Source organism: Undibacterium sp. Ji83W (genome assembly GCF_049340385.1).
Classification (GTDB): domain Bacteria; phylum Pseudomonadota; class Gammaproteobacteria; order Burkholderiales; family Burkholderiaceae_D; genus Undibacterium.
Window position 1 is genome coordinate 400,739 of record NZ_JBMPOZ010000001.1, and the last position, 18,398, is coordinate 419,136.

Here is an 18,398-nt window from a genome sequence, read left to right on the forward strand (position 1 = left end):
CACTAAGGTAGAATGAATTTACGCTGCCACTCACACTCTTTGGGGGCATTTATCTTGCATAAAATATATTATGAAAAAACTACTTATTGTTGACGATAGTAAAGTTTCTCGCATGGTGATCCGTGCGCACGTCAAAGCAGTGCATCCAGACTGGGAATTTTTTGAAGCTGGCAATGGCGAAGAAGCCATCAAGTCAGTCATAGAGAACAAACCAGACTTTTGCACCATGGACATCAATATGCCAGGCATATTGGGAACTGATGCTGCTGAGCAAATCTTGCAACAACATCCAGAACTACGCATCGCCATTTTTTCGGCGAATGTGCAGGACACCATGCAAAACAGGGCCACTTCCATAGGCACCATCTTCGTGGCTAAACCGGTTACTGAGAAATCCATCACTATCGTCCTCAATTATTTCGCGAGCTGAAAATGAATTCCCTGACCGAACTTCATCTCGATGCATTAAGCGAGGTATTCAATGTCGGCGCTGGCAGGGCTGCGGCCAGCCTCAGCGACATTGTCGGTGAAGAAGTTCGCCTTTCTGTTCCATCAGTTGAAATCCGCAAGTCCTCAGAGATTGATGTCTCGTCCATGGGTTTGCAAAATGATCGCTTTGGTGCGGTACATCAAACCTTCAGCGGCTCTTTTGAAGCAGAAGCTATTTTGCTGTTCACTGAAGAACACGCCCTGAAAATCGTACGCGACATGATGGGCTCGCAAATCAGCCTGGAAGATCTGGCCGAGTTTGAGCAGGAGGCCATGTGCGAACTGGGTAACATCATCCTCAATGCCTGTCTGTCGGCCATGGCAGATATGTTGAACATACCGCTGAATTGCTCTTTGCCGGATTACTCCGTGGCCAGTACGGAAGAAATCTTCCGCCGCGTCAGCAATGATCTTCAGCAGCCTTATGTCCTGCTGCTGCATATCGACCTCGCAATTGAGAGCAGGCATTCTGAAGGGCATTTGATTTTCTTGCTGAGTTCTACCTCTTTGACAGATTTGGTGACACAGCTTGATCGTTTTCTGGGAGCTGTTTAATGGCACAGTTGATGCCCCTTTCTACCTTCCGTGTGGACGAGATATTAAATACCATCAGCCTGGGGCTGATAGTGCTTGATACCAACCAGACCATACTCTTATGGAACGGCTGGGTAGAAAGATATAGCGGCATCCCTGCCAGCCAGGCAGTAGGCAAACAAATTTCCGAAGCTTTTGAAGAGTTACCCAGCCGTGCCATCCTGAGTGCGATTACCAATACCCTGAGCTATGGCTTGCCTGTGGTCTTGTCCAATGCCCTGCACCGTTCACCCCTGCCCCTGTTCCAACGCGGCGAACAGGATATTGAAAAAAAACGCATTGATCAATCCATCACCATTACACCAATTGCGGCAGAAGATGGTGCGCGCCAATGCCTGATACAGATCATTGATTCAACCACGTCAATCAAGCGCGAAAAAATCCTGCGCACCCATTCTGAAGCATTGAAGCGTGAAGCAACGACCGACAGCCTGACCGGCATCTATAATCGTCGTTTCTTTGATGAACACTACAAAATGGCCATGGGCCATGCCGTGCGTCACAATGTTCCGTTGACAGTCTTCATGGTCGACATTGATTACTTCAAGGAATACAACGACAACTATGGCCATGTGGCTGGTGACAAAGCCCTGATACAAGTTGCAGCAGCCTTGCGCAAGCAATTGCTCAGGGCCACTGATGTACTGGCGCGTTTCGGTGGTGAAGAATTCATCCTCATGTTGCCCAACATGGCACCTGACTCTGCCATGCTGTTTGCAGAAAAACTGCGAATAGCAGTCTGGGACTTGAACATACCGCATTTTAAATCGCACATCAGCCAGCAGATCAGCGTCAGCATAGGCTTTAGCAACTACCACAAACATCCTGATGTTGACGCCAATTTCTTGCTAAAGTGTGCTGATGCAGCGCTTTACGAAGCCAAGAAGGCTGGCCGCAACCAAAGTCATTACTTGCCCCTGCAGCAGTTCAGCAGTCAAACTGTAGCCCCAGTTGGCACTTTACATAAATCTATCAGTCATTAATATTTGTCCTTAATCTGTCATTAAATACAGGACTGCTGATGCAGCCCTGCCATAGATTGCCCCACCCTTTCAGGAACTACTATGACTAATATTGTTTCATGCTTTTCCGCGTCCCGTCGCAGCATGATCGTGGCCCTGGGCTTGTTTGCATTCGCAGGCATGGCACAGGCGCAGCAGATCTTGCGCGTATCTGCCATTCCAGATGAAGCACCAACAGAATTGCAGCGCAAATTCAAACCCCTGGGTGCCATGCTGGAAAAAAAACTGGGCATGAAGGTGGAATTCATTCCCGTCACCGACTATGCGGCATCGGTCGAAGGCCTGGTCAATAAAAAACTCGACATGGTCTGGTTTGGTGGCTTTACTTTCGTGCAAGCCAAGGTCCGCAGCAAAGACCAGGTGATACCGCTGGTGCAGCGCGAAGAAGATGAAAAATTCAAATCAGTCTTCATCACCACCGACAAAAGCATCACTAAACTGGAAGACCTTAAAGGCAAGACCTTCACCTTTGGTTCTGAATCCTCCACTTCCGGCCATCTGATGCCCCGTTCTTACCTGCTGGCCGCGAAGATCAACCCTGATACGGACATGAAACGCATCGCCTTTTCTGGCGCGCATGATGCGACTGTGGCTGCGGTATCTGGCGGTAAGGTAGATGCCGGTGCGTTGAATATTTCAGTCTGGGAAAAACTGCTGGCACAAGGCAAGGTCGATACCAAACTGGTCCACGTGTTTTACACCACCCCAGGCTATTTTGACTACAACTGGTCAGTACGTGCCGACATGCCTGCCGACTTGCGCAAGAAGATCAGCGATGCATTCCTGAATCTTGATCCGGCCAATCCGCAAGACAAGGAAATTCTGGATTTGCAACGTGCCACACGCTTCATCCCTACCAAGGCTGACAACTACAAGGCCATCGAAGCGGCGGCACATAATGCTGGTCTGCTGAAGTAATGTCTTCAAAAATGTTGGCAGCGCAGTTGCGTTTGCAGCAATTGAGCGTGCCTTTTCCCGGTGCGGTACACACGGCACCGATGGCAGGGCAAGCGCAACAGCAATACATACTTGAAAACCTGAACCTGACGGTAACACAGGGTGAGCAGATTGCCATCATAGGCCCATCCGGTGCAGGCAAAACCACCCTATTGCATACCCTGGCTGCCGCCCATCAGCCAGCCAGTGGTCAATTCCAGTTCATGGACCAGGATGTCTGGGCGCTGTCACATACGGCACGCCATGTATTGCGCAGTCATCTGTTTCTGGCACCACAAACACCGCCGCTGCCAGCACGCCAGCGCGTCGTCACAGCGGTGCTGGCTGGCCGCCTGCCACACTGGACACTGGCTCAGGCCTTGCGCAATCTTATCAAGCCCACAGACCCGCTGGCTGCCTGGCAAGCCTTGCAACGTTTTGATCTGCAACACAAACTGTATGCAAGAGTAGATAAACTGTCTGGCGGCGAACGCCAGCGCTGTGGCCTGGCACGACTGCTCTTGTCCGACGCCAGCCTCTTGCTGGTTGATGAACCCTTGTCTGCACTCGACCCGGCGCTGGCCCTGCAAACCCTGAACACCCTGCAGCAGGAAGCAAAGCAACGTAATGCGACGCTGATCTGCAGCCTGCATCAGGTGGAACTGGCACGTCAGCACTTCCCGCGCATCATCGGTTTGCGCGCTGGCAAAGTCATGTTCGATAGTGATAAGGTGGATGACCACATGATAGCTGACTTGTACAGTAATGCTGGTAGCCCTGAACAACAGTCTTTGGAAATAACTGCGCTGGATCAGCCTGATTTTTCTGACGCTCCCCGCTGTTTTTAAGCACGATGACACAGCGGACAAGCCATCCAGATATACAGCATGATCCCGCATGGCGCATGCGTGTGACTGTCACGCTGTGCATGCTGGTGCTGCTCTGGCCCATGCTGCTGATCACTGAATTCAAACCCTGGCAACTGATCGATGCGCAAAGCCTGGGGGCGACCTGGCGTTTCCTGTCCGGCTTTTTCCCACCTGCGCATTCGACAGAATTTTTACTCATCGTGCTGGAAGCGACCTGGCAAACCATCGCCATTGCCACGGCGGGCCTGACGCTGGCACTGCTGGGCGCAATCCCCATGACCCTGATTGTCAATGAACATTTATCGATTTCACGCATAGGCAGCGGACGCATGCATGGCATGGCCAGGCTGCTACGCCAGATCGTGCGCTGGAAGCTGGTCTTGCTGCGCAGCGTGCCTGAACTGGTCTGGGCCCTGCTGTTCGTGCGTCTGGTCGGACTGGGGCCGACTGCGGGTGTATTTGCCATCGCCCTCACCTATGCAGGCATGCTGGGCAAGGTCTATGCAGAAATACTGGAGGCCAGCGATGCCCACGCCACCGACAGCCTGCTCAGGGACGGCAGCAGCCGCCTGACGGCATTTCTGTACGGGGCCTTGCCAAATGCCGCACCAGAACTGATTTCCTACACCATCTACCGCTGGGAATGCGCAATACGCGGTTCCGTCGTCATGGGCTTTGTCGGTGCTGGTGGCCTGGGGCAACGCATGGACGAATCGATGAAAATGTTGTCCGGCGCTGAGGTGTCAACCATGCTCATCGTCTTCGTGCTGTTGGTGGGTGTCGCCGATCTGGCCAGCAAATTATTCCGCAAGGCATTGGCATGAGTACGCACGACACACACAATAACAACGACATGCCTGCTGCACCCGCACTATTCAGCCCGCTCAAGCTGGCATTAAGTGTGGGCATCACGCTGCTGGTAATCGCCAGCTTTGTCAGCCTGAACATGGAATGGCGCGCCCTGTTCAGTGACGATGCGGCAGGCAAGACCTGGGAATTCCTGCAAGGTTTTGCACCGCCTGACATCAACCCTGCCCTGCTTAGCAAAACCGCCTTTGCCTCTTTTGAAACCCTGGCCATGTCGGCGCTGGGCACCCTGATTGCCGCCATGCTGGGTCTGTTCCTGGCATTGCCAGCCAGTGGGCGCTTTGGCAAGACCGCAAAAAGCAGCACACGATTATTTTTGAATGTGGCGCGTGCCATACCCGAACTGGTGTGGGCATCCATCATGCTGATTGCTGCTGGCCTGGGGCCATTTGCCGGCACCATCGCGCTGGCAGCCCATACCACTGGCGTACTTGGCCGCCTGTTCGCTGAAGTACTGGAAAACGCCGCACCACAGGCAGAATCGACCTTGCGTCTGAACGGTGCATCTGCCATCAATGCCTTCCTGTATGCCACGCTACCACAAAGCCTGCCGCAAATGCTGTCCTACACTCTGTACCGATGGGAAAACAATATCCGCGCTGCTGCCATACTTGGCGTAGTCGGTGCTGGTGGCCTGGGCCAGATGTTGAAGTATCATCTGTCACTGTTCCAGATGCAAACCGCCGCCACGGTCATCATCGCCATGCTGATTTTGGTGGCCATGGTAGATGCATTGAGCTTCGCGACGCGGCGCTGGTTGATGCACTAACACTATCCATTAGCACTACCAACTGATCACGCAAGACAAAGCCAGCAAACCCAGGGCCAGGACAAAGTACAGCAACTGCAAGGGTACCATCCATTTCGCCCAGGTCGCCCAGGGTATGCGCGCCAGTGCCAGCACGCCAACTGTAATACCAGAGGTCGGTATCATAGGCGTGGTGAATTCACCAAACTGAAATGCCAGTATTGCAGTCTGCCTGCTCACGCCGACCAGGTCAGCCAGGGGAGCCATGATGGGCATGGTCAATGCCGCCTGCCCGCTGCCCGAATGGATAAAGAAGTTGATGACAGACTGGATCACAAACATCTTGTGTGCTGCAAAGATAGGGTGAGAAGACTGCACGAAAGGCATGAGGAAATTCAACATGGTGTCGATGATATTGGCATCACGCGCCAGTATCATGGTGCCGCGTGCCAGGGCAATCACCAGCGCGGTGGTCACCAGGTCCTTGGCACCCTGCATGAAGGCATCGACAAAACTGTCGGCGTTGAGTTTGCCGACTATACCTACCAGAATGGCCATGACCAGAAACAGGGCAGCAATCTCTTCTATATACCAGCTATATTTGACTACTCCCACCACCATGGCAATGAGTGTCAACAGGAACATAAATAGCACGGCCTTGTGAGTCGATGTCATGCCGGTAAAACTGGTGAATTCGTCGATTTTGAGATTTTTTCGTTTTTCCTCATCTATCTCAAAGGTAGGACTGAGCAAGGGATTTTTTTTGATGCGTGCCGCGTACCAGCTCAGAAAAGCGATGGTGACCAGTGTCGCCAAGAACCACGCAAGCAGCCGGAAACCTATGCCGGAAAACAGCGGTACACCAGCAATCCCCTGCGCAATCCCGACATTGAAAGGATTCAAAAACGCCGCAGCAAAGCCAACTTGCGAACCGATAAAGGGAATCGATACGCCTACCACCGAATCGTAACCAAGAGCCAGCGCCAGCGGAATAAAAATCATGACGAAGGGAATCGCTTCTTCAGCCATGCCAAAGGTCGCCCCTCCCAATGAAAACAGAGTTATGAACAGTGGAATGATACCGGCCCTGACCACACTGGAATGAGTGTGTGCCCTGGCCACGGATTTGATCATGGCATCAATCGCTTCTGTCTTTTGCAAGACAGCAAAAGCACCACCGACTATGAGTATAAAGCCTATGATCAATGCGGCTTCAACAAAGCCCTTGATAGGTGCCATCATCAGGGCCACTACACCTTGCGGATTGCTCGTAACGTAATGAAAGCTAGTTGGGTCAATCAGCGTCTTGCCATTCACCACATGGGTATCATACTTACCGCCCGGAACCAGCCAGGTAGCCAGTGCGATCAATGCCAGCAAAGAAAACAGCAGGACAAAGGTATTCGGTAATCTGAGTTTTTTCAACATGATCTACTCCTGGTCACAAGGACAGTAAATTACCGGTGCGATAGGCAACGGGCCCAGCGATCTTGGCGATGCGCATGCCGTGCGTGGCATAACGCCTGGCGACGCGAGCAAATAAAATGCCGGAAACAGTCGCCAGTACTGGCGTCACCTTCGCGCTGATCGGGTCAACGATGTCGGCCACCCTCTCACCCGCCTTGACCTGATCACCTGTCTCTCTGGCAAATACCAGGATGCCTGCATGTGGGGCGCGCAAAGGTTCCACGCCTTCCAGCGGCGTAGGCTGGCACAAGGCTTGGGGTAAAGCCGGGGCTTTCCCACGCAGGTAGCCCGCATGCCTGAGGAAGTTAATAATGGCCAGGGCATCTGCCTGCGCCAGCTCATGACTGACCTCGGTTTCGCCACGCAATTCCACCGTGACAGCCAAGCAGGCATTCGGAATAGGTTTGGCAGCACCAAAGTGTTGCGTCAACTCCCACCAGTGACGTGAACAGGATTCATCAAAAGGATCATCGCCCGACAATACCGAGACCAGCACCGCCTGCGCCCCCAGGTAGGCAGCCAGCGGCATACAATCGTGCGCCAGCGGAGTACCCGTATATAAGTGCATGACAGCCTGGTTATCACAATGCAGGTCCAGCACGATGTCGGCATCCACGGCCAGGGTTTGCAGGATTTTCTTTTGCTGTTCTGTTGCTGTTTCTGGCTGCCATGCCTGCAGCACTGCCAGTGCCTGCTCGCGTATCAGTCTTACATTTTCTTTTTCATCCGTACCGAGCTTGCCTTCCAACAGAGGTAAAAGATGCGGTGTCAGGTGGCGATAGCCACGGTTGAAATTGACACCAGTCGCCAGATCAAAGCGACCAAAAGCCGTACCCTGTATGTCCTGTGCCAGACCTATAGGGTTGGCCACTGGCACCACAACGATTTCAGCCGCAATCGCAGAAATTTTTTCATACTGCTCCAGCATTTCGCGCAAATAGTGATTCACCAGCATGCCGGGTATTTCATCAGCGTGCAAGGATGACTGTATATACACCTTGCGGCCCTGGCCTGGAGTGCCGTAATGAAAACTCCGCAATTCCCGCACTGTCCCGCTACTGATATCTGGCAAGGCATGGCTTTGTATTTGCATAAAAACTCTTTTCTTTTGTTGGTGATAGTAAGACCAAAAACTGACTCATACAGCATTTATCTTGTGGCACACATTGTTCCTGCTTCCACAGCGCTTTTCCAATAGCAGCTTTTGCAAGGAGAAAAATACAACACTTCCTGAACCCGTCTCCGCTGCAATTTATGAACGATTTTTTACATATTCTACATTTATGAAAATAAAACGACAAATAGTATTGAAAATATTTTTAAACAGGGCTACAGTTCATTCATCGAAAAAAGTTCTATTGAATGCTGCAAATGAAAAAATTAAATACCCCTGTTGAATCCGCCTCGCCGGAAATGGTCTTTGCCAAATCCACGCTGGGTGAATCATTGATGCTGGTCTTGCAGGAAGGATCTGTCTCCTATAAGCGGATTGCCAATTTCCTCTTGCGTAACCAGGTCAAGGTGACGGCGCTGGGCATAGAAGACATGGCGGAACAATGTGATGTGTCAACCGCCACCATCAGCCGCTTTGCACGTGACATGGGCTTTAATAACTACGCTGGTCTGCGTAATCAGATCGCAGAAGTAGTACAGGCAGTGTTCCAGCCAGTAGAAAAACTGCGCAATACCATAGAAGCCAAAAAGAATGCGCCTTCGCCTGCCCACACCAGCATGCAGTTTGCTGCTGCCAATATTGATGCAGCAAGCCAGGGCATGTCTGAACCAGATCTGAACGAGGTAGTCAGCCACATCGCCAAAGCTAAAACTGTGTATGTCATGGGTTTTGGCCTCAGCGCCCATCTGGCTGGCATGCTGGCCCTGCATTTACAGCCCTTCTGCTCACATGTGGTGGAGGTGGTAGGTTATGGCGGCACTGAAGTGGCGGCTGGTCACCTGGCGAATATTACTGACAAGGATGTACTCATCGTTATCTCTTTTCCCCGCTATGCGCTGGATGTCATCAAGCTCACGCAGTTTGTACGCGACCATGGTGCCTGCATAGTCACGATTACCGATTCGCCAGCCTCACCTATCGCACAACTGGGTCATTATCTGCTGCTGGCACCCAGCAGCCATGGTGTCTTGCCCAGCAGTGCCAGTGCCGCGATTGCCGTCATCGAAGCCCTGGTCAGCAGCATGATGGTGTCGAATAAAAAGAACGTAGAAAAGGCCATGCGCCTGACCGAAGCCATATCAGCCTTTTTGCACAGCGCTGACAACAACGTCAAATACACACAGCCGGACAGTAATAAACCCAAGAAGTAAATAAACAAAACAAGCAAATCACAGTCACTCCCCGGAGTGCCTGAGGGGGATGCTTTTTTTAAATTTCTGTAAAACCTGAGGAGAAGAAGGCAATGGCAACGAAAAAACAAGCATGTCAGCCCATACCCAAGAAATTGGCTGTCGCAACCTGGTCGGCATTGAGTGTCATGGCGATGTTGGGCATGAGTACGCAAAGCGCATGGGCGCAGGCTGAGAATGATCCCAACAAACCGCAGCGTGTAGAAATCACCGGTTCATCAATCAAGCGCATCGATGCAGAAACTGCTTTGCCTGTGCAAATCATCAGTCGCGAATCGATAGAAAAATCTGGCGTCACCACTGCCGCAGAATTATTGAGCAAAGTGTCAGCCAGCACAGCAGGCCTGACGGACGGTGCCAGCTTCAGCGACAACGGTGGTACGCAACGTGGTTTCAATGGTGCCAACCTGCGTGGCATAGGTGTCTCATCCACTCTGATCTTGCTGAATGGTCGCCGCCTCGCCAACTTCGCTTCGCCCGGCACTTCATCTGGTGTGGATTTGAATTCCATTCCTTCCGCTGCCATCCAGCGAGTGGAAGTCTTGAAAGATGGCGCATCAGCCATCTATGGTGCAGATGCGATTGGTGGTGTCATCAACTTCATTACCCGTCCTGATTATCAGGGGGCGGAAATATCCGCCTATGTCGGCAATACCCAGCATGGCGGTGCCGACAAAAAAATCATCAGCCTCTCTGGTGGCATAGGCAACCTGATCCAGGACAGATACAACCTCATGGGTGTGGCTAATTTCCAGAATACCGGCAGCTTGCGCTCTACCCAACGTTCATGGATAGGCTCGGCCTATCAGCCTGACATCAATCTGGACGTAGGCAGCTCCAACACTTTCCCGGCAAACGTGCGTCGTACCACGGCCAGTGGCGGTGCCACCGGTTCACGCTTGAACCCCAGCGCGCCGACTTGCAATCCACCTGCCACTGTGTTTGCTGCTGACAGCTTTGTCGGCAGCAAAGCCTGTCTGTATGACTACATGCATGACACCGAGATTTTCCCTGAGTCCCAACGCGCATCCCTGCTGGGTCGTGCTCAGTTTGCCGTCGATGCCGACAACACCCTGTTTGCAGAACTGCTGCACAGCGATACCAAAACCACTTATCGCATCAGCCCGCTGACGGTCAGCAATCTGAATTATCCAGTCAATGGAATCTACTATCCCAATGACCTGATCACGACCAACAAAACGCCTTTGCGCGTGGGCCTACGCCTGAGTGCTGCTGGCCCGCGTACCAATGAAGTCAATGCAGTTGCACAACGTCTGATAGTCGGTGCAAAAGGCACAATTGCAGGCTGGGATTATGATACTGCCCTGAATCACAGCGTCAGCAAGGTCGATGACAAGTATGTTGATGGCTACGTCAGGACTTCGGCTTTTGACAGTGCCTTTTTGACTGGCAAGATCAATCCTTTCGGTCCATCGGGAACTGAAGGTACGAGTCTGTTGAATGCAGCAAAAATCAGCGATGCTGCGCGTCAGTCCAGGGCTACTACCGATGCTTTTGACATCAAGGCTTCACGCGAATTGTTTGCCATGGCAGGCGGCAATGCCGGTCTGGCGATAGGTGCAGAATACCGTCGTGAGAAACTGGAATTCACTCCCTCTGCCCTGCTGGCTGCTGGCGAGATACGCGGTGACGGTGCTGCATCCGCCTATGGTGGCAGCCGTACCGTCAAGGCCCTGTTTGCCGAATTGAATTTACCCATCCTCAGCAATCTCGAAGCCCAGGCCGCCGTACGCCTTGACAGCTATAACGATGTGGGCAGCACCACCAATCCAAAATTTGGCCTGCGCTGGACACCTGCCAAAGAAGTCGTAGTACGCGGCTCTTATAGTGCCGGCTTCCGTGCACCGAGCCTGGCTGACATCAATGAACCGGCACGCACAGGTCAGACCAGTGGCATCTATAATGACCCGCTCGGTTGCATCAAGACCGGCAATATCGACAATACCAAAAACCCTGATTATTGCGGCATACAGCCAGACCTGATCAAGGGTGGCACGGCCAATCTCAAGCCTGAGACATCGAAGCAGTTTTCTGCCGGTATCGTCGTTGAACCCAGCCGCAGCCTGACTGCCTCCCTCGATTACTGGCGCATAGAAAAGTCTGACACCTTGCTGGCCAACGAAGGTGCTTACTTCAGCGACCCCAAGTCCAACCCAAGCTACGCGATACGTGGCGCGGCTGACCCCAGCCTGCCAGGCATCCCCGGCCCCATCCTGTCCGTCGATGGTCGTGTGAAAAATATAGGTTCATTGAAAACATCAGGTGTGGATGTCAACGTCAACTGGAAATTGCCAGAAAACAGCCTGGGTAAATTCAATGTCAGCCTGAACGGCACTTATGTCATCGACTACAAGACCCGTAACACTGCTGCCAGCCCGGAAGTGAATGGCGTCGGCATCTATACCGACACCCAGGTAGTACAACGCTGGAGACATACCCTGACATTTGACTTTGACCGTGGTCCATGGGGCGCGACACTGCAGCAGACTTACTATCAGGGTTATCACGACCAGAATGCCCTGGCCGATGGCAGCACCCGTGACGTGCCTGCCTATGTCTTGTGGGATTTGAGTGGCAGCTATAAGTTCAGCAAGGCATTCAGCCTGCGTGCAGGCATCAAGAACCTGCTGGATACTAATCCACCACGTTCCAACCAGGTATATAGCTTCCTGGCTGGCTATGACCCCAGCTATACCGATCCACGTGGGCGCTTCGTCTATATATCCGGTAACTACTCGTTTAAATAAGCGGTATCAATAATCACTTCCAAAGCAGCGCGTTCGGGGACAAGATTTTTGCTTGTCCCCTTTTTTTAAATTCATACAGATAGTGATGAATTGAATCACTTACAATAGCAAAAAATCAGGATGAAAATAATGACGATTTCTCTGAAAAATACTATCCGACTGCTGCGTAGTTTGCTCAGCTGTCTGGTTCTCTTACTCTGGCAATTACCCATGAATGTTCATGCAGAAGACACCTCACCGCAACAATCCAAAGGTTCACTCGTCATCATAGGCGGTGCCTTGCGGGTAGATAATGCCGTCGTCTGGCAACGTATAGTGCAACAGGCTGGTGGCAAGGGTGCAAAGATTGCCGTCATCCCGGCGGCGGCGGGCAGCCCGGAAAAGTCCGGGGGATTTGCAGTGGAATCACTGAATCAGCATGGTGCCCAGGCATTTTTGATCCCACTGTCGGTGAAGCACGCGCAATTCAAGCCACAAGACATCGTCAACGACCCGGTCTGGCTCGATAAACTCAAAGATGCCAGTGGCGTGTTTTTCACTGGTGGCGACCAGGGCCGCATAGTGCAGGCGCTGGTCAAGCCAGATGGCAGCAAGACAGCGATGCTGGAAGCAATCTGGGCATTGTACCAACGCGGTGGTGTTATTGCTGGCAGCAGCGCCGGTGCGGCCATCATGAGTACCACCATGTTTTATGATGCCAAACCTGTACTGCCTACGCTCAAACTCGGCGTCACTGATGGCAAGGAGATTGCCAACGGCCTTGGTTTTATCGGCCCGGATGTATTCATAGACCAGCATCTGATTATCCGTGGTCGCTTTGCCCGCATGCTGCCTGTCATGCTCAAAAAGAATTACAAGCTGGGTCTGGGTGTCGATGAAAATACGGCGATGGTGGTCAGCAATCAGGGTGAAGTTGAAGTCATCGGCTATAAAGGTGCCATCCTGTTTGACCTGAGCCAGGCAAAAACGGATGACACTCAAAAAAATTTCAATGTCAGCAATGCCCGCATCAGCTACCTTGACCGCGGCGACCGCTACAATTTGCGCAGCAAGACACTGACACCTTCGGCTGACAAACTGCAGCACAAGCTCAATCCTGCCCAGGCATACAATACCGACCAGCGTTTTTATCCCGATATCCTGGCTAATACAGTGGTCACTGACCTGATGTTCCATTTGATCGATGGCAAACAGGAGCGCGCAATCGGTCTGGCTTTTGGTATGGATGCACAGCCTGAACTAGGTTTTGAATTCAGTTTCAGCAAAGTAGCAGAAAGCCAGGGTTATTATTCCAATGCCTCTGGTGCAGAAAGCTATACCGTACATAATTTGCGCCTTGACATACGGCCTGTCAGCATGAATCTGCCACTGTATAAATAAGGCAAACCTGGCACCAGACTCCATCAAACAGGATAGTCTTGGCACTATCCTGCGATCCACCCATTCCCCAGCACAAGATCCTTGCCCTAATTTGTCGTTTGTTTGCAAATTCTTCCTCTCAGGCATCTGAGCTTCACTTACAATCAAGATAACGCTCGCACCCTGCAACTTGCAGGCTGCGGTGCGTGATCGCCAATTAATAAAACTATGCAGACCTGCCCCGGATGCTGGTGGATTAGCCTGAGGTGATAGCCGTTTTTCTCTCACGCATCCGCCCGGCATTGCGGCACACTGCAGCAAACCAGTGAGACCACACCATGAAACTCAGCACCCGCATCATCTTGCTGTGCGCCATCACCCTGTTCGGCATTTCAGTCATTTCGGCCATTTCCCTGTACTCCTTGCGCCAGACCATGACCAGGGAGCGCACCGAGCAGATTGCCAATATGGTGGAAATGGCCCATGCGGCCATAGAAAAAGCCTATGCACTGGAACAGGCAGGCAAGCTCTCACGTGATGATGCACAAAAACAGGCCAAACTGGCGATTTCCAGTTTTCATAAAGATGAAATGTATTTCTTTGTGCGGGGTTATTCCGATGATTTACTGCGCGTACACCCCAAGGCTGACCGCATCGGTGTTCCGCAAAAGGACATGAAAGAATCTGGTGACCGTTATCGTGCCTCGCTGGAAAAAAACAAAATAGGCGTTGTGCAGGCCTTGGGTACCAGGCCTGGGGTGCAAGGCCAGGTAGAAAAAATCTATGCCATCATGCGATTCGCCCCATGGGATTGGCTGGTAGGCACCGGTACCTATCTGGATGACATCAATGAAGCCTTCTGGCAGCAGGCAGGCATCATGCTCGGCGTAGGCTGCATCATGATGGCCATGGTGGGTGCCCTGGCCTGGCATATGACACGCTCCATCCTGGGTCAATTGGGCGGTGAGCCTGCATATGCGGCTGAAGTGGTAGGTCATATTGCTGAAGGTGACCTGACTACCGATATACAGATCAGGGACAATGACCAGGCCAGCCTGTTGTTTGCCATCAAGACCATGCGCGACAAACTCGCGGCCGTCGTCGGTGAAGTGCGTACCGGATCTGAATCCATCGCCACTGCGTCTGGCGAAATTGCCTCAGGCAACCTGGATCTCTCTAATCGCACTGAGCAACAGGCAGGTGCATTGGAAGAAACTTCGTCCACCATGGAAGAACTGACTTCCACCGTCAAACAAAATGCCGATAATGCCAGACAGGCCAATCAACTCGCCATATCTGCGTCTGAAGTGGCAACCCAGGGCGGCAGCGTGGTAGGCAAAGTGGTGGCAACCATGGGTTCCATCAATGAGTCATCGAAAAAAATCGTCGATATCATCAGCGTGATCGACGGCATTGCCTTCCAGACCAATATCCTGGCCTTGAATGCTGCTGTGGAAGCTGCACGTGCGGGTGAACAGGGTCGTGGCTTTGCCGTCGTTGCCAGTGAAGTGCGTAACCTGGCCCAGCGCTCTGCCTCTGCTGCCAAAGAAATCAAGACCCTGATAGACAGCTCCGCAGAAAAAGTCGAAGAAGGCGGCAAGCTGGTTGCCATCGCTGGTTCCACCATGGATGAGGTGGTCGCCAGCGTCAGGCGCGTGACCGACATCGTCGCCGAGATTGCCTCGGCCAGCCAGGAGCAAAGCTCAGGCATAGAACAGGTCAATCATGCCATCGTTGATATGGACAATATGACACAGCAAAATGCCGCACTGGTAGAACAGGCATCTGCTGCTGCACAGGCCATGAATGAGCAGGCTGCAGCGCTGGCACAGGTAGTGAATATTTTCAAAGTACAGCAGGCCAATACTGCACCGCAGGTGAGCCGGGCAAATGGTCGTCCAGCGCAAACCGGTCAGGCAAATCAGCCACGCCGCTTGCGCTAGATCGTCATTAGTTAAAGAAGGAATTAGGAAGGAATTAGAGAAAGAGTTAGAGAAAAATTTTCCCACTCAATGCGGCAATGATGCGCTGGCGCTGCAAGGCCTGCTCACTTGCCGTATTGTCGCGGCCTGAACTGACTGAGAGATCAATGACGCTCGTCTGTTTGTCTGGTTGATTTTTTGTATCCACCAGCTTACCCAACTCGTAACTGGAAATGGATAGATTGCGATCATGACTCTTTTCCAGGCGCGCACTATTCAATTGATTTTTTTCAAATCCAAGATCCAGTTTGCTGCTCTCATGATCGTCTACCTTGACGTAGCGATAATTCTGCGAACTCTTGCCCTCATCAAGCACCGGTTTTTTGCCTGATTTTAATTCAAGATGAAAAGCTGCACTGAGGCTGGATTCAAGGTTCTGGCTGATCTTACCACTCGTCAGATGCCCTTCCTGCGTGGTCTTCTGGCTGGTCTGGAAGTTGAAATAATCACTTTCCTGCAAGCGCGCCGGATTTGGTGAGGTGGTTACGCCTTTGATCTGCGCATCAAAGTCTGCCAGGCCAGTTAACAATGAACTGGCACTGGTATCCCAAAAGGCTGGTGTCTTTGCTGGCACCAGGCCACCCACACTATTGTCATCATCCGATGTATTGATTTTCTGCATGACAGAAAATGCTTCCTTGTATTGCGATACCAGGCCTTCATCTGCATTGCCGCGCTTGGCAGCACTGTCGATTTGTCCCAGGAATTGCTGAATGGCGTTATTTCTTTGCGTCGCATTTCCCTTGAGACCTGCGTTGTCATGCTTGACATCAATATCAATAACACCACTAGCCGATGTCAGTTTAAGCTGGTGATGTGCCTCGTTAATCTTGAAATCGAGCTGGCGGTCTCCTGCTTTGATATTGAACGCCAGCGAACTGACAACAGACGTGTCAAAGCCTGACAAAGCACCCAGATTGATCTTGTTATCCGTAAAATAACTTTGTGCCGCCGCTTCCAGGCCTGCTGCCAGTTTATCGAGTGCCTTGCTATCCGCTTCGCTTAATTCTGCATCGCTGCTGGCTTCTACACTCAGGCCATTGGCATTGCTTTTGATGGACAAAGTAACACTGCGCCCTGAAGCCAGCTTCACACTCAAGCCAAGGCTTTGATCTGGACGGTCACGCAAGTCATTCAGACTGACCTGACCTGCTTCGGCCACGGCTTTGTTGTCAGCACCGGCATCGAGAGATGTCGAGATGTAGGCCTGTTTGACGTCAGCACCAGTGGTATGCAGGCGTTCTATGAGGCCAGTGGCAAGGCCATTGAAACGGCCTGAAGTGGTCGTCGTTGCAATCGCATTTTGTTCCAGCAGATAGCTGAAATGATCGTCACTCTTGTTTTCCCACCATTGCGAGGGCGCAGCAGTTGCAGCCGTACCCAATTGGCTATACGTCTGGCTGTCAGCATCAGTACGTGATGATCGCAAATTGACTTGATACGAATTTGTAGATGAAGCCGAATATGAACTGGCAGCCACAGACGAGGCTGATGATGCAGCCGCAGCCTGGTTGTTCACATTCTGTGAATGGCTAATTCCAGGGTTTACTGCTGTATTCAAACTTGTAGAAATAGTCGACATGGCTTGCATACATCCTTGAAATAAGTCCTTGCTTGATTTTCTTTATTATCGACAATATTTATTATTTCTTTAGCAAATATGCGACAAAAATCCGGATTACTCATGTTGCCTTGCACATAAAAAAAGAGATGCCTATTGCATCTCTTTTTGATGTTTTGCTGAACAAATACTTCAGCACTGATTATTGCCAATCAGGAAAGGCTCCAGACATATTCCAGCTTTGTCCAGGCTTGTTGTGGCTTGCCATCTTTAGCACCTGGTTTGAATTTGCAGGAAGAATAAATCTTTTGTGTTGCCTTGTCCAAAGCCTTGGAACCACTGGACTTCTCTACTTTTGAATCAACTACCGCACCATCTGGGCCAACCAGCACGGACAAAACAACGGTGCCAGTTTCTTCATTCATCAAGGCGGATTTTGGATAAACTGGTTTTTCGCAAGTCTGCTTGTCAACAGTTGGTGCCACTTCACTGGCAAATGTAGCGAAAGAAGAAGCAACGAGAATGGTAGCGAGAAGTAATTTTTTCATGGGAGTAAGGACGTAAGTTCTGGGGAAAGTTTGATATTGCCACATGGAAACAAGTGCGTATTTTACTGCACATTTTTTCCGCAACGCAACATTTTTTCCATTTAATCAGTGCAATGATTGTTAAAGATTGTGCCCCGCACACATAGCCAAACGACCATCATTGCGCTATGACAATGTGAACTTTGCAAGGTGTTGCCCTCGGACATGCAAGCTTTGCTTTTTTCACACATCTCCACTAGTCTTAATTCATGCATACTGTTGCCATAAATGCTGCCCATAAAAATGAAACGCTTGCTTAAATGATTAGGCAAGCACTTAATTGAACACTTATAAGGAGACCAGGAAAATGAAACTCTTCAAATTACTGATGGCATTTCTGCTGCTAGGTCAATTCAACCTGGCCCTGGCTGATGACAACCCTGCCGATGCCATCGCCATGGTCGATAAAGGGCTGGCTTACATGCAAAAAAATGGTAAAGATGCCTTGGTACAGGAAATCAATAATAAAAATCCAGAGTTTATCAATGGCTCAATTTATCTTTATGTGCGCGGACTTGATGGTGTAGTTATAGCCCACCCTATCAACCCTAAACTGATAGGCAAAAACATGCTGGACCTGCCTGATGCAGACGGCAAATACTATCGCAAGGAAATCATCGCACTGGCCAAGAGCAAGGGTAAGGGCTGGGTAGACTATCGCTACAATAATCCTGTCACCAAACAGATAGAAAACAAAACCACTTATATTTTCCGCAGCAATGATGTGATCCTAGAAGCAGGGATATATAAAGGGAAATAATGATGGAGTAATAATTAACAAGTAA

At 51.1% G+C, this 18,398-nt stretch carries 16 protein-coding genes; 12 read left to right on the forward strand and 4 right to left on the reverse strand.

What is annotated here, in order from left to right; genetic code table 11:
* Window positions 1-70: 70 nt before the first annotated feature.
* The 7 genes from ACO0LD_RS01850 (at window position 71) to phnE (ending at window position 5,546) form a co-directional block, all read left to right on the forward strand.
* The gene (locus ACO0LD_RS01850; RefSeq protein ID WP_423003145.1) at window positions 71-430 is read left to right on the forward strand and encodes a response regulator transcription factor; all 360 of its coding nucleotides are present in this window, start codon (window positions 71-73) and stop codon (window positions 428-430) included.
* Window positions 431-432: 2 nt separating this feature from the next.
* On the forward strand, window positions 433-1,044 hold the full coding sequence (locus ACO0LD_RS01855; protein WP_423003147.1) for a chemotaxis protein CheX: 612 nt from the start codon (window positions 433-435) through the stop codon (window positions 1,042-1,044).
* Between the two features lie 11 nt (window positions 1,045-1,055).
* Window positions 1,056-2,066, forward strand: a complete 1,011-nt coding sequence (locus tag ACO0LD_RS01860) for a diguanylate cyclase (protein WP_423003149.1) — start codon at window positions 1,056-1,058, stop codon at window positions 2,064-2,066.
* Between the two features lie 123 nt (window positions 2,067-2,189).
* A complete protein-coding gene (locus ACO0LD_RS01865) occupies window positions 2,190-3,023 on the forward strand; it encodes a putative selenate ABC transporter substrate-binding protein (protein WP_423004064.1) in 834 nt (277 codons plus the stop codon).
* 80 nt (window positions 3,024-3,103) lie between these two features.
* Window positions 3,104-3,889: a phosphonate ABC transporter ATP-binding protein gene (locus tag ACO0LD_RS01870; protein WP_423004066.1), complete on the forward strand. Its 786-nt coding sequence runs from the start codon at window positions 3,104-3,106 to the stop codon at window positions 3,887-3,889.
* A 5-nt stretch (window positions 3,890-3,894) separates the two neighbouring features.
* A complete protein-coding gene (locus ACO0LD_RS01875; RefSeq protein WP_423003151.1) occupies window positions 3,895-4,734 on the forward strand; it encodes a PhnE/PtxC family ABC transporter permease in 840 nt (279 codons plus the stop codon).
* Complete coding sequence (phnE, locus tag ACO0LD_RS01880; RefSeq protein WP_423003153.1) at window positions 4,731-5,546, forward strand: phosphonate ABC transporter, permease protein PhnE; 816 nt, start codon at window positions 4,731-4,733, stop codon at window positions 5,544-5,546. The genes ACO0LD_RS01875 and phnE overlap by 4 nt, the downstream gene beginning before the upstream one ends.
* Window positions 5,547-5,561: 15 nt before the next feature.
* On the opposite strand, the gene ACO0LD_RS01885 is transcribed toward phnE, so the two are convergent.
* Together ACO0LD_RS01885 and ACO0LD_RS01890 are read right to left on the reverse strand one after the other, a co-directional pair.
* A complete protein-coding gene (locus ACO0LD_RS01885) occupies window positions 5,562-6,953 on the reverse strand; it encodes a YfcC family protein (RefSeq protein WP_423003155.1) in 1,392 nt (463 codons plus the stop codon).
* Between the two features lie 13 nt (window positions 6,954-6,966).
* Window positions 6,967-8,085 (reverse strand): succinylglutamate desuccinylase/aspartoacylase family protein, encoded by a 1,119-nt coding sequence (locus ACO0LD_RS01890; protein WP_423003157.1) that lies wholly within the window; start codon window positions 8,083-8,085, stop codon window positions 6,967-6,969.
* 278 nt (window positions 8,086-8,363) lie between these two features.
* On the opposite strand from ACO0LD_RS01890, the gene ACO0LD_RS01895 reads away from it, so the two are divergent.
* The 4 genes from ACO0LD_RS01895 (at window position 8,364) to ACO0LD_RS01910 (ending at window position 15,426) form a co-directional block, all read left to right on the forward strand.
* Entirely contained in the window at window positions 8,364-9,317 is a 954-nt protein-coding gene (locus ACO0LD_RS01895) for a MurR/RpiR family transcriptional regulator (protein ID WP_423003159.1), read from the forward strand.
* 92 nt (window positions 9,318-9,409) lie between these two features.
* Window positions 9,410-12,124, forward strand: a complete 2,715-nt coding sequence (locus ACO0LD_RS01900) for a TonB-dependent receptor (protein WP_423003161.1) — start codon at window positions 9,410-9,412, stop codon at window positions 12,122-12,124.
* Between the two features lie 210 nt (window positions 12,125-12,334).
* Entirely contained in the window at window positions 12,335-13,504 is a 1,170-nt protein-coding gene (locus ACO0LD_RS01905) for a cyanophycinase (RefSeq protein WP_423003163.1), read from the forward strand.
* A 317-nt stretch (window positions 13,505-13,821) separates the two neighbouring features.
* On the forward strand, window positions 13,822-15,426 hold the full coding sequence (locus ACO0LD_RS01910; protein ID WP_423003165.1) for a methyl-accepting chemotaxis protein: 1,605 nt from the start codon (window positions 13,822-13,824) through the stop codon (window positions 15,424-15,426).
* A gap of 46 nt (window positions 15,427-15,472) precedes the next feature.
* On the opposite strand, the gene ACO0LD_RS01915 is transcribed toward ACO0LD_RS01910, so the two are convergent.
* Together ACO0LD_RS01915 and ACO0LD_RS01920 are read right to left on the reverse strand one after the other, a co-directional pair.
* Window positions 15,473-16,894 (reverse strand): hypothetical protein, encoded by a 1,422-nt coding sequence (locus ACO0LD_RS01915; RefSeq protein WP_423003167.1) that lies wholly within the window; start codon window positions 16,892-16,894, stop codon window positions 15,473-15,475.
* A 344-nt stretch (window positions 16,895-17,238) separates the two neighbouring features.
* Window positions 17,239-17,574, reverse strand: coding sequence for an energy transducer TonB (locus ACO0LD_RS01920; RefSeq protein WP_423003169.1), 336 nt, complete (start codon window positions 17,572-17,574; stop codon window positions 17,239-17,241).
* A gap of 346 nt (window positions 17,575-17,920) precedes the next feature.
* On the opposite strand from ACO0LD_RS01920, the gene ACO0LD_RS01925 reads away from it, so the two are divergent.
* Window positions 17,921-18,373 carry a cache domain-containing protein gene (locus tag ACO0LD_RS01925; RefSeq protein WP_423003171.1) on the forward strand — a complete coding sequence of 151 codons (453 nt, stop codon included), beginning with the start codon at window positions 17,921-17,923 and terminating at the stop codon, window positions 18,371-18,373.
* The last annotated feature ends 25 nt before the right edge of the window (window positions 18,374-18,398 follow it).